The sequence below is a fragment of the Streptomyces sp. GQFP genome (assembly GCF_021545335.1).
In the GTDB taxonomy this organism is placed as follows: domain Bacteria; phylum Actinomycetota; class Actinomycetes; order Streptomycetales; family Streptomycetaceae; genus Streptomyces.
The window spans coordinates 3871230-3883459 of sequence record NZ_CP089312.1 but is presented as its reverse complement, the minus strand read 5'-3'; the positions used below and the strand labels follow the sequence as shown (position 1 = coordinate 3883459).

Below are 12230 nucleotides of genomic sequence, written 5' to 3'. Positions count from 1 at the left end.
GGAAGACCGGCCATGGCGTCCGAGTGGGACTGGGAAAGCGGCGAAGGCCTGCTGGGCATCGACGACCCCGCAGAGTGGGACGCCGCGTTCGAGCGGGGCGAGCGGCATCTCGGTACGGCGGCGATCGGCTTGGCGTTCCAGTGTTCGTTGGACGAGGCATCGCCTCGGATTCTCAGAGCGATGCAGTTGCCGGACCGCGATGAACGCGGGTTCGCGTTCACCGCGGCGGGAACCGCGGCTCGGCTCAACGGCGGTTTGACGCCAGAGCTGTACGCCGCACTGCGGGCGGTGGGCCATCGCGGCCTCGCCGAGACCGCCGTCGATGACACCCTGACGTTCGTGCCGTTCAGGGATCTGCCGCCGTGGTTCAAGTGGCGGAAGATCGCGTCAAGGGTGCGGGACAAACTGGAGACTTGGCGGTCGAGCGTCAAGTACGCGGTCGAGGACGCCTGGCAGGCGCTGCGCGGACGCCGCTCCTGAGCGGGTGTGAGGCGAAGCGGCTTGGGGTGGGGAGCGGCCGGTGTCACCGAAATCAGCGGGATGGCATCGGACTTGGCGGACACGACGGTTCGGTAATTCATCCGTACGGAGAGTTGATCCATCGTGAGGACTGCGGAGTTTCTCGTCGAACTCGACGGGGGAATGCTCGACTATTTCCGTGAGATCGCCGAGGAGATGGTCAGCCGGTTCGGAATCTCCCGAGCCGAAGCCGTGGCCAGGATCAACTCGACGTACGAGGGTGTGCAGATCGAGCCGTACCCCGACCTCATGTGTCATGAGATGCCGGAGTACTGGGCCTACGGTCTCTACTTCGAGCCACGGGACGGGCGGTTGCCTTACGGTGCGCCCGGTGAGGATCTCTCCGTATGGGAAGTGAGGCCGGCTCCCTCTGGGAACTCGTATGTCTGGACGCTCAAGGCGTGAGCCTTCGAGCTCCTGCCGCTGTGCGGCGGGCAAAAGTGAATGAAGGTCGGGTATGGCGTCCGGGCACGACTGGGAAAGCGGCAAGGGCCTGCTGGGGCTCGATGACCCCGCCGAGTGGGATGCCGCGTTCGAGCGCGGAGAGGATCGTCTTGGTACGGCGGTGATCGGGTTGGCGTTCCATTGTTCGCTGGAGGAGGCGTCGCCTCGGATCGTCAGGGCGATGCGGCTGCCGGATGCCGGCCAGCGGGGCTTCGCGTTCACCGCAGCGGGGCACGCGGCCCGGCTCAATGGGGAGTTGACCCCGGAGCTGTACGCGGCCCTGCGCGCCGAGGGGCCTGGCGGCATCGCCGAGCACCCCATCAGAGACACGCTGGGGTTCGTACCGTTTCGGAAGCTGCCGCCATGGTTCAAGAGGCGGTGGGTGCTTGTGACTGTTCGCGACAAGCTGGAGAGCTGGTGGCTGCGGTCCGGGGAAACGGTTGAAGACACCTGGCGGGCGCTGCGCGGACACCGTTCCTGACCGGGTGTGCCGGCCGTGGGCGCGTGGGTCGGGAGAGGGCCGCTGAAGTGGCGGTCGAGGACAACATGAGCAGCACCTTCAAGTACCGTTTCCAGAGCCCTCTCGGCGGTCTGGCCGCCGACCTGACAGCGGAGTACGCCCTGCCGGGCGCCGACGATGAATTCTTCCTGCGGGTTGACCGACACGTGAGCCTGTCGCTGCCCCAGGGCGTCAGTTGGAGGGATGCGGCCTGGCTCTCCTTCGGTCTGGCGGCGCACGCACCTGACCTGGCCCTCCGGAACCCTCAAGGAATACGCGTCCGAGTCACGGCTCTTGAGTTCCCGCTCGCTCATTTCCGGTCGGAGGTCGCGGCGTTGGCCATGGACGGGTGGATACGGCAGGAACTCTCCCTGCCCGATCACGGGTTACGAGCTGTCTTCGACGCCGAACAGAGAAGCTACGGATTCCATTGGGGAGAACAGCCAGAGCCGTTCTCGGACGATCTCCTGAAGTAGATTTCGAGAGGACATGGCTGAACGGTATGGGCGAGCAGATCGACCCCGATTCGCAAGTACGGCTCGCGCGAGCGGTGTTCGGGCCGCTCGGGGGAGTGGTGGAAGTCAGTGCGGTGAACGCCACAGGCACCTGGGCGCTCGCTGACGTCTCTGTGGGCGATTTCCTGGCCCGCAGGCAGAGCGACGTGGAGCGCCTGCTCGACGGCATCCGGTCGGTCTGCCGATTCGGCGACGCGGCCATGGCGATCGTCGACGAGCTGGGCCGGTTCCGCGACCATGAAGTGCCTGCCGCGTTCCTGCTCCTGTGGTCTGCGGGTGTCACGGGAGTTCCGCAGCCTCTCGAGAACCTCGAAGAACCACCCGTGGTACGACGCATGTGCCGGATGGCAGCGGACCTGCAACTGACGTACTTCCTCCAGGCCTTGATCACAGCCGCCCTCGCGACCGGAACGGACCCCCACCAGGGAGCGCCGAAAGTCGCCGAACTCCTCGCAACCGCAGCGGACTTGGCGGACGGAACGGGCGGCAGCGCCCCGCTCGACATCTTCAGGATGTGGCGAGTCGCCCATCTGCCGGGCATCCTCCGCCCGGAGTCGGACGCGCCGGAGAGCGGAAAGGCAGGCTTCCGGGCGTACGACGAACTATTGGAGAAACTGCTGGAGGAACTCTGAGGGCTACAGCCTGAGATCCCAATCCAACGAACGCGCCATTGTGTTCCAGGCTCCGCCGGAGCCGTCCCGTCCGAAGGGAAGATTTCGTCGATGCCACAGGACACTCGACCGACTTTGTCGTGGACTCGTCCTTCCCGACGGCGATGGGACGATTCGTCCGATGCCGGCACCGGCGTCGGCCGGGTCTGTTCTTGCACGGTGAGCCGCTCACGGCCGACAGCCTGGCCGACTGGAGTCTCCCGGCAGCGGACGAGGACGGCTACTCGGGCATAGTCACATTCTCCACGGGCCAGGAGATGGAGGACTTCTGGGAGGAGAACGGCTACGTGCTGGACGCCTTGGGCGAAAGGCCGTTCTCGGTGTTCTACCGGCTCCACGCACAGGCGTTGCGGGCTCGGACCGTCGCCGGAGTGGAGTCCGTGTCGGCCGAGGGCGCCCTGGCCGTGGAGGGGACGGGCCTTCTGCTGTCCGAGTACTTCGCCGTCAGCGTGCTCACACCGGAGGATCCGGCGTCCGACCCGTTCTCGGCGCGTGTCCTGAGCGACTTCGTCGAGGCTTTCGGCCTGTTGGCGCGCTCATGACGGACCGGTCCTCAGGTATCACCGGAGTTCATCGAGCACGTGCGGGGCTTCGGCTCTCCCGTGGCGATCGACCGAGGCTGTGCTCGGACTCGAACAGTGAGCAGACACAGGCAAGGCAGAGTTCGATGGAACGGATCCTGGCCCAGGAACGAAACCGACCACAGGGCAACTGGACCAAGCCCCGGAAGCGGCGGTGTCCCTGAGTCGACGTGAGATCAGACGGTCGTGTGCGCAGTTTCTGCCTTGAGTGTCTCGACGAAGGCGGTGAAGGCTCGGAGTGGAAAGGAGAGGGCGCCGCGGGCCGGTTCCTTGGAGTCGCGGATGGCGATGCGGGTGTGCAGTTCGGCTATCTCGACGCACGCGTTGCCCTCGCCGCCGCCGGAGAAGGTGGACTTTCGCCAGTGCAGGGCCTGGGTCATGCGACGCCTCACAGTTCCTTTGACAAGCGGTGGACGAAGTCCCGGGACGCCGTGGGGTCCAGCGCCGCCTCCTCCACCCTACGGAACAGCGTTCGAAGGTGGCTCAGTTGAGGTTCCGGGTCGATGAAGGCGGTCCCGGTTGGGCCGTCCCGGATTCCGGTGTCCAGCCGAGGCACGGGGCCGCAGACGTACAGCATCGACGCGTCGGCGCCGCCGAAGCCGTCCTGGTCGGTGGGGATGACGCGTACGGTCACGTGCTCCTGCTCGATCTGGTCCAGGATCTGCCGGAGTTGAGCGCGAGTGACCTGGCGATCGGCCACACGGATGCGTAGGGCGAACTCGTGGACGATCGTCTCGTACGTGGTGGGGGCGTCGCCCTCGATGACCGTGTGCCGCCGCATGCGGAATTCCACTCGGGGCGTCACTTCGCTCTTGGGCAGCTCCGGGCGCATGTATCCGAAGACGGCGCGTGCGTAGTCCGGGGTCTGGAGGAGCCCGGGAACGTGGGTGACCACGACCTCGCGCAGGAAGGTCGCGTGGTGCTCCGCCTCGGCCACGTCCAGGTTCACCGGGGGCAGAACTCCCCGGAAATCCTCCCACCAGCCGCGCGTGCGATCCGTTGCCATCGCCGCCAGCGCTTCGATCAACGCCTCGTCCGTGCAGGCGTAGTTCGCGGCGAGGCGGCGGATGCGTTCAGCACTGACGCCGACGACTCCGGACTCGATCTGGCTCATCTGGACGGAGTCGGCTCCGAGTAGCGCCGCGGCCTCGCGGGCCTTCATGCCTGTCGCCTCGCGCAGCCTGCGCAGTTCGGTGCCCAGCCGCACTCGGCGGGCCGTGAGATGCCTCTTCGGCGGCACCGGTTCCTCCTCGTTCCAACTGCCTCGCGGGTATGCCCCGTTCGGGGGTCAGAGTACGGCAACGGGTTGCACATTCCTAAAGTTAGGAAATACCGTCAGTGCTGCGACGCACACGCTGCGGAATCACCGGATCCCTGGAAGCGCGCTGCTCCGCCCTGTCAACTCCCCTCCCCGCCAACGGAGTTCAACGCATGCCCGAAACCGACTGGGAGTACGTCCTCCACATCCCCCACGACCTCCGCGCGGTCACCGTCTGCCGCCGTACCGTCCGCCTCGTCCTCACGATGCACGGCCTGATCCGCCTCACCGACGTCGCCGAACTCCTCGCGACGGAGCTGGTCTCGAACGCCGTACGCCACACCAAGGGCCCCGTCGCCCTGCGCCTGCGCATGCGGGACGGCTTCCTGCGCGTCGGAGCATGGGACGCCGACCCCGAACCGCCCCAACCGCCGCCCTCCGCAGAGGCGTTGGCGCAGCTCACGCAACTGGAGGAAGGGCGAGGCCTGGCCCTGGTCAGCACCTGTGCCGACCTGTGGGGCTGGCAGCCGCTGAGCAGGGACGGACGGCGAGGCAAGTACGTGTGGGGTGACCTCCTCGCGGCCTAGCTCGTTGATCGATCCGAACGGAAGATGGAAAGGAGAGCGGATGGTCGGCTCGTCGCATGAAGGCCTGCACCGGATCTGACCGAGATCGAGCCGATCGAGCGGCGCGTGGACACGTTGCTGAGAGCGGAGACGGACGAGGGCACGTACCTCTTGGTCGTCGAGTCGCAGGGAAAGCAGGACGAGAGGAAGCGGGGCAGTTGGGCGTACTACCTCAGCTACCTGTACGCGAAGTACCGCTGGGAGCCGGTGCTGATCGTCCTGACCCAGAGCAGGGCCACGGCCCGCTGGGCGGCACAGCCGATCCGTCTGGGCCTGCCCGGCTGGCACTCGCTCACGGTACGGCCGCTCGCATACTGAAACCGCTGGCGGCAGCGCTGGAGACCACCGACCCCGAAGGCGCGGGGATGCTCGCGCAGTTTGTCGAGTCATGTCTGGGCGATGCCCAGGCCAAGCAGATCTGGAAGGAACTGATGATGCCGGTCAACTACTTCTTCCGCCACGAGGTCGCTGAGAAGGTCCGGGAAGAGGGGCGAGACGAAGGCCGAGGAGAGGGCATCGGGAAGGAACGCGCATCGATGGTCCTCCGGATCCTCGACTGGCGCGGTATCGCGGTGCCGGAGTCCGTACGTGGCCGAGTGGAGGCCTGCTCCGACCTCGGCCAGCTCGAAATCTGGGCCCAGCGGGCCGTCAGCGCGACGAACGCCGAGGATCTGTTCGGCGGCGGCGACGCGGGCTGATCCGCCCAGGCCGCCGCCGGGACTCGGCCCGCGTCAGCGGTTGACCGACTGGATCTCCTGGACCGCGATCTCCTGCGTCGTCTCGAACGTCCCGTTCGGGAGGTCGCCGCCCGTGCCGTCGCTGCCCTGCCAGGTGATCTCCCAGGTGACGGAGGCCTTCAGCTGGTAGGGGGTGCCTTCGGTGGCCCGGAGGTACGTGATCCCGCACGGCGGAGTCTCGGACGCCTTGCCCGCCGCGTACGGCGTACCGATCGAGCCGTCCTCGTTGATCGTGCAGTCGCCCGAGGCCGGGTAGGTCGTGGCGTCGGTCGTGCCCGGGGCCAGGTGCAGGGCGACCGGCTTGGCTGTCGTCTCCGCCCACAGGCCCGTGTTGGGGAGTTCGGCGCGGACCTTGACCTCCTGGAAGGTGCCCTTGTCCAGCCAGACCCAAGTGGGCAGGTTGACCGTGGACTTGGCGGTCGGCCGCAGTTCGATCTCAGTGCTGGGGACCTCGATCTTGTCGTAGGCGTACTCGGCCAGGTGAGGGGCCACGAAGTTTCCGGACGGGGACCCAATAGGGTTGTCCTGAACAGGAAACGAGGAAGAAGTGGCGCCACCCAGTAAGTACTCGCCGGAGTTCCGCGAGGAAGCCGTCCAGATCGCGTTGAGGTCAAGCAAGACGATCTCCGAAGTCGCCCGGGAGCTTGAGCTGAACCCGGAGACACTACGCGGCTGGGTCAAGAAGCAGCAGGAACCGGCTCCCGACGCCGAACTGACGGTAACCGAGCGGGCGCGCCTGAAGGAACTCGAACGACGCAACCGCGAGCTGGAGATGGAAGTTACCTTCCTGAAAAAAGCCGCAGCGTACTTCGCGAAGGATCCCCGGTAGCAAGCAAGTACGAGTTCATCGACGAGATGCGGCTCGACACCGAGGAGTACGCATACAGCGTCGAGTTCATGTGCGGCCGACTCGGCGTATCTAGATCCGGCTACTACGACTGGCGATCCCGCCCGGAATCCGCGACGACCCAGCGGCGCGAAGAATTGAAACTGCTCGTCGAGAAAGCCTTCGACATGTCCGACGGCACCTACGGACACCGGCGCATCCAGGCCCAGCTGCACCGCTGGGGCGTCACCGCGGGACTGGAGCTCGTCCGCCGGCTCATGCGCGAGCTGGGCCTTGAGCCCTGCCAGCCGCAGCCGAAGAGGTTCAGCCTCACCAAGGCCGCGGCCGGCCAGGTGCCGGACCTCGTCGGGCGCAACTTCACCGCGGATGCGCCCGGCGAAAAACTCGTCGGCGACATCACCTACATCTCGACCGGGGAAGGCTGGCTGTACCTCGCAACGGTCATCGACTGCTGCACGAAGGAAGTCATCGGTTACGCAATGGACGACCACTACCAAACCCCACTGATATCCAGGGCGATCCACAACGCGGCACGCAACAGGAACCTCTCGGCCGGCGCGATATTTCACTCCGACCGCGGAAGCAACTACATGTCAGCCGAGTTCGGGAAGACGCTCGACCGGTACGGACTCCGCAGATCTTCCGGCCGCACCGGGATCTGTTTCGACAATGCCATGGCCGAATCATTCTTCGGCGCCCTGAAGAACGAGCGTGCATCAAGGGTGACTTACCTGACCCGCGAGGCCGCCCGGCAGGACATCACTCGCTACATCGAATTCTGGTACAATCGCAAACGCCTCCACTCGGCAGTGGGTTACCGCCCTCCGCGCGAAGTCCACGCCGAATACGAGAAGTTGCGAATTACCGCGTGAAACAGACGGTCAGACACCTGTCCGGAAAACGCGAGGCCCCTCAAGGGTCTTGGGGGTGGGAGCGTGGGCGATCTTGGGGATCACGCCGGCGGGCTCCCAGAACATGATGCGGTTGCAGTCCCAGGAGAAGGGGTCGGTGGTGTCCGCTGCGACGCCGCGCCAGAAGTAACCCTTCTCGCCCAGGTTGTAGTCGTCGAAGCCCATGACCGTTCCCGCGGTTCCATCAGTGTCGTCGTAGTAGTTGAACGTGGACTTGCCGTCCCGGAAGAAGTCCGTCCACAGCCTCGACCCGTACCACCCGATACGGGTACTGACGTCGCCCGAACCCACCGTCTCCGAGAAGGTCTTGAGCTGCTCGGGCGTGAAGCCCGGTTCGTACCAGCACGGTGGTGGTGTCCAGGTGGTGTTCGTCGACGAGAGGGCACCGCGCTTGCCGCCGGTCGGGCCACTGACCTGGGTGACCTTGATGTTGGAGTAACTGGCGGACGCGTACAGCTCCTTGCCGTTGGCGCCGCCCTTGGAGGGCGGAGGCGTTGAGTGGTCCCCAGGAAGGTCGGCCTGCGCGATGCCGCCGGTCCACAGCACAAGGGCGGCAGCCAGAACCGGACCCAGGCGCAACGAGTGAGTAGACGTCCTCATGCGGCCTTGCACTCCTCCGACTTGCCCGCGACCTCGATGACCATCGCCTTCCAGGTCTTGGAGGACGCGGACGGCGGGTTCATGAGCAGGGTGTACTTCTCGTAGCTGGCCAGACTTTCCTCGGTGCGGAGGATCTTGCCCGTCTTGACTTCTTTTCCGTAGAACTCGGCCTGGTTCCGGCAGAAGGTGACGACGATGTTCTTGTTGCTCAGCGTGGTGGCTTCAGCGTTGTAGTACTCGTCGGTGCCGTTGACGGTCCAGCCGCCCTTCACCATGGTCTGGATCTGAGACTTGGCGTACTGGGCCGCAAGCCCCTCGGAGTAGTACTTGTACGCAGGGTCCTCTGGGTCCTGTTGGGCCATGCCGTGGATCAGCGCTCGGATGTAGTTCTCCGCGTTGGTGAGCGCGGCGGCGGAATTCGCGTCGGAGGGCGCATCGAAGTCGAAGACGAGCTTCACGTCGGACGGCACACTCACATCCGGCGCCCCCGCAGCCGCCGACACCGAAGCGGAAGCCGAAGGGCTACCCGCCCCCGACTCCGCCCCCTTGATGTCATCCGGCGACGAGTCACCGTCACCCCCACCGCACCCGCTGACCAGAAGAGCCGCTGTCGCGGTGAACGTAGCTACGGTGACGGACAGGGCGCGGCGGGCCACGGTTGATCTCCCCCGGGGTTGGCTTGTGTACGGCAGAGAACGAAGCTATCAGCGGTGCGTAGAGGGCATTTGCGTGCCGCCAGGGGATTGTGTGGGGACCGTGAGGAGTGTGTCGTGGCGGTTGCGAACGGTACGCATGCCGGGCGCCGCCGGGACCCGGCGGTCACCCTCGACCCGGACTCCGCCCCTCACTCCGCCCCTGACTCGACCCGGACTTCGCCCACCGCCCCTCCACGCCCGAAATAAGATCCCGATAGGCTCAGCACACCCCCGCGCCCTTCTCCCACCCCACACGACACAAACCCAGGACACCCGCCATGCCGCGACGCAGCACTTCAAGCCGGACGGGAAATCCGACGGGCAGCCCGACGGGAGGCTCGTCGGGAACCGGGACTCCCCGGAACCGGACTCCGCAGCCTCTGCCCCGTCGGCGCCGCAGCTTCGGTGACTTCGTCAAGGCGTTTCTCGCGTTCGTCGCCCTCGTCGTTCTGCTCGTCGGGGTGCCCTACGCGCTCGCCGTGACCATCGGCTGGCCCTTCCCGGGCGGCACGCCCTCCCTGGACTGGCTGCAGGAAGAGATCACGGTCAACACCTTCCTCGGTGTGCTCGGGGTCATCGTGTGGATCGCCTGGGCGCAGTTCACCGCGTGCGTCCTCGTCGAGATCAAGGCCGCGCTGTCCGGCGTCGGCATGCCGGGCCGGGTGCCCGGGGCCGGGCCCAGCCAGCTGCTCGCGCGGCAGCTCGTCGCCGCGCTGCTGCTGGTCGGAGCCACCGCCGCGTCCCTCACACCCGGGCTCTCGCAGCTCGGGAACAGCTACGACGGCAACCAGCGGGGCACTGTCGCCTCCGCCCAGGCCACGCCGGGCGGTTCACTGAGCGGGATCTTCGCGCAGCAGCAGGAGCAGGCGGCCGGTACCGCCGCCGCGATCGGCCAACAGGCCGCCGACGCCGCCAGTCACGCCGAGGTCGGGGGCCCGTCGGTCAAGTCCGAGAACACGAAGTACTACCGGATCCAGCCTCCCGAGGGGCGTCACCACGACTCCCTCTGGGAGATAGCCGAACGGCACCTCGGCGACGGACGCCGGTACGGCGAGATCTACCAGCTCAACAAGGACCGCGTGCAGCCCGACGGTTCACGCCTCTCCGAGGCCAGCCTCATCCGGCCCGGCTGGATCATGCAGATGCCCGGCGACGCCCGCGGCGGCGACCTCGTGGACATGTCCAGCACCGCCGCCGCCCCTGACGCCGGCCCCGCCGTCTCCGCGCAGGTGCAGCAGCAGATCAACACGTACGCCCAGACCGGCGACCACGCCCAGGGCACCGGCGGCGGCACCGCCTCCCTCGACAACAGCACCACCCGCATCAGCGTCCCCAAGCAGCAGACCCCCACCACCACCCCCGCCGTGCACCACGAGCAGCACGCGGCCACCGCCACCGAAACCGCCTCCGAGTCCGCCTCCGACGCCGGTTTCTCCTTCGGCCTCCCCGAAGCCCTCCTCGGCGCCCCGCTCCTCGCCGCCGGTCTTCTCGGCGCCCTCGGCCGCCGGCGCCGCCAGGCCCTGTGGCAGTCCGCGCTCGGTGCGGTCGGCGGGCGGCGCGGTATGGAGCCGCCCACGCCGACCGGCGCCGCCGCCGACGCCCAGGACGCCCTCCTCATCGGCGCCGACCCCGAAGGCGTACGCCTGCTCGACCGCTCCCTGCGCGGCCTCGCCGCCTCCCTCGCCGGCGAGTCCCGCCCCCTCCCCACCGTCTACGCCGCCTGGCTCAGCAACGGTGACCTGCATCTGCAACTCGCGCAGCCCGCCGGGAAGCCGCCGGCCCCCTGGCAGCTCGGCCAGGACCAGACCTTCTGGCTGCTGTCCCGGACCGACGCCGAGCGGTACGAGGATGTCGACACCGCCGCTCCCTACCCGGGGCTCGTCAGCCTCGGGACGATGGACGACTCGCGGCTGCTGCTCAACCTGGAGTCGGTGCCCGGCATCGTCTCGCTCAGTGGCAGCGAGTCCGACCGGGCAGCCGTATTCGCCTCCGTAGCAGCCGAGTTGGCCACCAACGGGTGGTCCGACCGCATGACCATCACCCTCGTCGGCTTCGGCCAGGACCTCACCCCCCTCGCCCCCAACCGGCTGCGCCACCTCGACGACATCGAGGCCCTGGTGGAGACCATGGAGGCCGAGACCCGCCAGCGGCGCGGTGCGTTGGGCGCGGCCGGCCACGACTCCGTACTCACCGGACGCACCGGGCCTGCCCAGCACACCCGTTGGGCCCCGCACCTCGTCCTCCTCGCCGCCTCACCCTCCGCCGACGACGCCGTCAAGCTCGCCGAACTCGCCGCCGACGCAAGCCGGTTGGGCATCGGATACCTCGTCGGCACCGACAGCGGCGATCTGCCCGGCGCCGCCTGGGAGATGGAGATCACCAGCGAGGGCAAGCTCCTCGCGCCGCTCCTCGGGCTCGAACTCGACGCCCAGACACTCCCTGTCGCCCAACAGCGCGCGATCGTCGAGCTGTTCGTCGACGCCGACCCCGAGCGCACTCCGGACGGACCGGCGACCACGCCCCCCTTCCTCGTCGACATCAGCGAGCAGGGGCGGCCGGCGGTGTACGCGCGGCTCGTGGGCCCGTACGAGATCATCGGCCTCGACACCCCGGACGGGGAGCGCAGCCCGCTCCAACACGAGGCGCTCGCCCTGCTGTTGCTGCACCGCGAGGGCGTGCACCCGCGCGTGCTCGCCTCCGCGCTCTGGCCGCGCGGCGTCACCGACGACGTACGCGAGGCCCTCCTCGAACGGCTCCGCGTCTGGCTCGGCACCGACCCCGACGGCACCCCCCGCCTCGCCACCGACGCCAACGGGCGGCTCACGCTCGCCCAGTCGGTCGTGTCCGACCTCGACGTACTGCGCTCCCTCTACCACGAGGCCACGCAGGGCAGGGGTGTCGACAGCCGGGTCGTCCGCGGACGGCTGCTCACCGACGCGCTCGCGCTGGTGCGCGGACCGCTGCTCGCCGACCGTCCCGAGGGCCGCTACGGCTGGCTCACGCACGAGATCATCGACGCCCAACTCCCGCTCCTGGTCGCGGACATCGGGCTCGCGCTCTCCGAGTTCCACCTCGTGAAGAACCGCGCCGAGCGGGCCATCGAGGCGCTCAACGCCGCGCTCAACTCCGCCCCCGGCGACGAGCGCCTGTGGCACGAACTCCTGCGCGCCACCCACTCCACCGGCGACACGGACAAGCTCCAGCAACTCGCCGCCGACCTGATCCGCCGCAGCGGCGCCCGCGGCCTGCCGCCGCGCACCGAGGCCCTCCTCGACGAACTGCTGCCGACGTGGCGCGACGGCACAGCGGCAGTGGGATGAGAGCTGT

The 12230-nt window shown here is 67.8% G+C and carries 14 protein-coding genes and 1 pseudogene; 10 read left to right on the top strand and 5 right to left on the bottom strand.

What is annotated here, in order from left to right; all coding sequences use genetic code 11:
* Window positions 1-12 precede the first annotated feature (12 nt).
* The 6 genes from LUX31_RS17075 to LUX31_RS17050 all read left to right on the top strand — a co-directional run bounded on the left by LUX31_RS17075 (window position 13) and on the right by LUX31_RS17050 (window position 3190).
* Window positions 13-480 (top strand): hypothetical protein, encoded by a 468-nt coding sequence (locus LUX31_RS17075; protein WP_235475640.1) that lies wholly within the window; start codon window positions 13-15, stop codon window positions 478-480.
* A gap of 123 nt (window positions 481-603) precedes the next feature.
* Entirely contained in the window at window positions 604-924 is a 321-nt protein-coding gene (locus LUX31_RS17070) for a hypothetical protein (protein ID WP_235475639.1), read from the top strand.
* 52 nt (window positions 925-976) lie between these two features.
* Window positions 977-1444 carry a hypothetical protein gene (locus tag LUX31_RS17065; RefSeq protein WP_235475638.1) on the top strand — a complete coding sequence of 156 codons (468 nt, stop codon included), beginning with the start codon at window positions 977-979 and terminating at the stop codon, window positions 1442-1444.
* Window positions 1445-1509: 65 nt separating this feature from the next.
* Window positions 1510-1938, top strand: a complete 429-nt coding sequence (locus LUX31_RS17060; RefSeq protein WP_235475637.1) for a hypothetical protein — start codon at window positions 1510-1512, stop codon at window positions 1936-1938.
* Between the two features lie 26 nt (window positions 1939-1964).
* The gene (locus tag LUX31_RS17055) at window positions 1965-2609 is read left to right on the top strand and encodes a hypothetical protein (protein ID WP_235475636.1); all 645 of its coding nucleotides are present in this window, start codon (window positions 1965-1967) and stop codon (window positions 2607-2609) included.
* A 191-nt stretch (window positions 2610-2800) separates the two neighbouring features.
* Entirely contained in the window at window positions 2801-3190 is a 390-nt protein-coding gene (locus tag LUX31_RS17050) for a hypothetical protein (RefSeq protein WP_235475635.1), read from the top strand.
* 215 nt (window positions 3191-3405) lie between these two features.
* Here the strand turns inward: LUX31_RS17050 and LUX31_RS17045 are convergent, their stop codons facing one another.
* Both LUX31_RS17045 and LUX31_RS17040 read right to left on the bottom strand, forming a co-directional pair.
* On the bottom strand, window positions 3406-3609 hold the full coding sequence (locus LUX31_RS17045; protein ID WP_235475634.1) for a DUF397 domain-containing protein: 204 nt from the start codon (window positions 3607-3609) through the stop codon (window positions 3406-3408).
* 8 nt (window positions 3610-3617) lie between these two features.
* Window positions 3618-4469, bottom strand: a complete 852-nt coding sequence (locus tag LUX31_RS17040; protein ID WP_328285664.1) for a helix-turn-helix domain-containing protein — start codon at window positions 4467-4469, stop codon at window positions 3618-3620.
* 191 nt (window positions 4470-4660) lie between these two features.
* Between LUX31_RS17040 and LUX31_RS17035 the strand changes: the two genes are divergently transcribed.
* The gene (locus tag LUX31_RS17035; protein WP_235475633.1) at window positions 4661-5074 is read left to right on the top strand and encodes an ATP-binding protein; all 414 of its coding nucleotides are present in this window, start codon (window positions 4661-4663) and stop codon (window positions 5072-5074) included.
* A gap of 72 nt (window positions 5075-5146) precedes the next feature.
* Window positions 5147-5811, top strand: a pseudogene (locus tag LUX31_RS17030) (hypothetical protein); the annotation flags it as partial.
* A gap of 33 nt (window positions 5812-5844) precedes the next feature.
* On the opposite strand, the gene LUX31_RS17025 reads toward LUX31_RS17030, so the two are convergent.
* A complete protein-coding gene (locus tag LUX31_RS17025) occupies window positions 5845-6342 on the bottom strand; it encodes a hypothetical protein (protein WP_235475632.1) in 498 nt (165 codons plus the stop codon).
* Window positions 6343-6397: 55 nt separating this feature from the next.
* Here LUX31_RS17025 and LUX31_RS17020 point away from each other — a divergent pair.
* Window positions 6398-7569 (top strand): IS3 family transposase gene (locus LUX31_RS17020; RefSeq protein WP_235474831.1). Its coding sequence is split into 2 segments (ribosomal slippage): window positions 6398-6653 and window positions 6653-7569, totalling 1173 coding nucleotides; the frame shifts between segments, so codons are not numbered across the junction.
* A 9-nt stretch (window positions 7570-7578) separates the two neighbouring features.
* On the opposite strand, the gene LUX31_RS17015 is transcribed toward LUX31_RS17020, so the two are convergent.
* Both LUX31_RS17015 and LUX31_RS17010 read right to left on the bottom strand, forming a co-directional pair.
* Window positions 7579-8208: a hypothetical protein gene (locus LUX31_RS17015; protein ID WP_235475631.1), complete on the bottom strand. Its 630-nt coding sequence runs from the start codon at window positions 8206-8208 to the stop codon at window positions 7579-7581.
* Window positions 8205-8684, bottom strand: a complete 480-nt coding sequence (locus LUX31_RS17010) for a hypothetical protein (RefSeq protein WP_235475630.1) — start codon at window positions 8682-8684, stop codon at window positions 8205-8207. Before LUX31_RS17010 ends, LUX31_RS17015 begins: the two co-directional genes overlap by 4 nt.
* A 497-nt stretch (window positions 8685-9181) precedes the next feature.
* Between LUX31_RS17010 and LUX31_RS17005 the strand changes: the two genes are divergently transcribed.
* Window positions 9182-12223, top strand: a complete 3042-nt coding sequence (locus tag LUX31_RS17005; RefSeq protein ID WP_235475629.1) for a BTAD domain-containing putative transcriptional regulator — start codon at window positions 9182-9184, stop codon at window positions 12221-12223.
* Window positions 12224-12230: the final 7 nt, after the last annotated feature.

Excerpts from the sequence above, each read along its gene's own strand:
- LUX31_RS17055 (WP_235475636.1), top strand. The coding sequence starts at position 1,965 with ATGGGCGAGCAGATCGACCCCGATTCGCAAGTACGGCTCGCGCGAGCG.
- LUX31_RS17005 (WP_235475629.1), top strand. The coding sequence starts at position 9,182 with ATGCCGCGACGCAGCACTTCAAGCCGGACGGGAAATCCGACGGGCAGC.
- LUX31_RS17035 (WP_235475633.1), top strand. The coding sequence starts at position 4,661 with ATGCCCGAAACCGACTGGGAGTACGTCCTCCACATCCCCCACGACCTC.
- LUX31_RS17065 (WP_235475638.1), top strand. The coding sequence starts at position 977 with ATGGCGTCCGGGCACGACTGGGAAAGCGGCAAGGGCCTGCTGGGGCTC.
- LUX31_RS17075 (WP_235475640.1), top strand. The coding sequence starts at position 13 with ATGGCGTCCGAGTGGGACTGGGAAAGCGGCGAAGGCCTGCTGGGCATC.
- LUX31_RS17060 (WP_235475637.1), top strand. The coding sequence starts at position 1,510 with ATGAGCAGCACCTTCAAGTACCGTTTCCAGAGCCCTCTCGGCGGTCTG.
- LUX31_RS17015 (WP_235475631.1), bottom strand. The coding sequence starts at position 8,208 with ATGAGGACGTCTACTCACTCGTTGCGCCTGGGTCCGGTTCTGGCTGCC.
- LUX31_RS17045 (WP_235475634.1), bottom strand. The coding sequence starts at position 3,609 with ATGACCCAGGCCCTGCACTGGCGAAAGTCCACCTTCTCCGGCGGCGGC.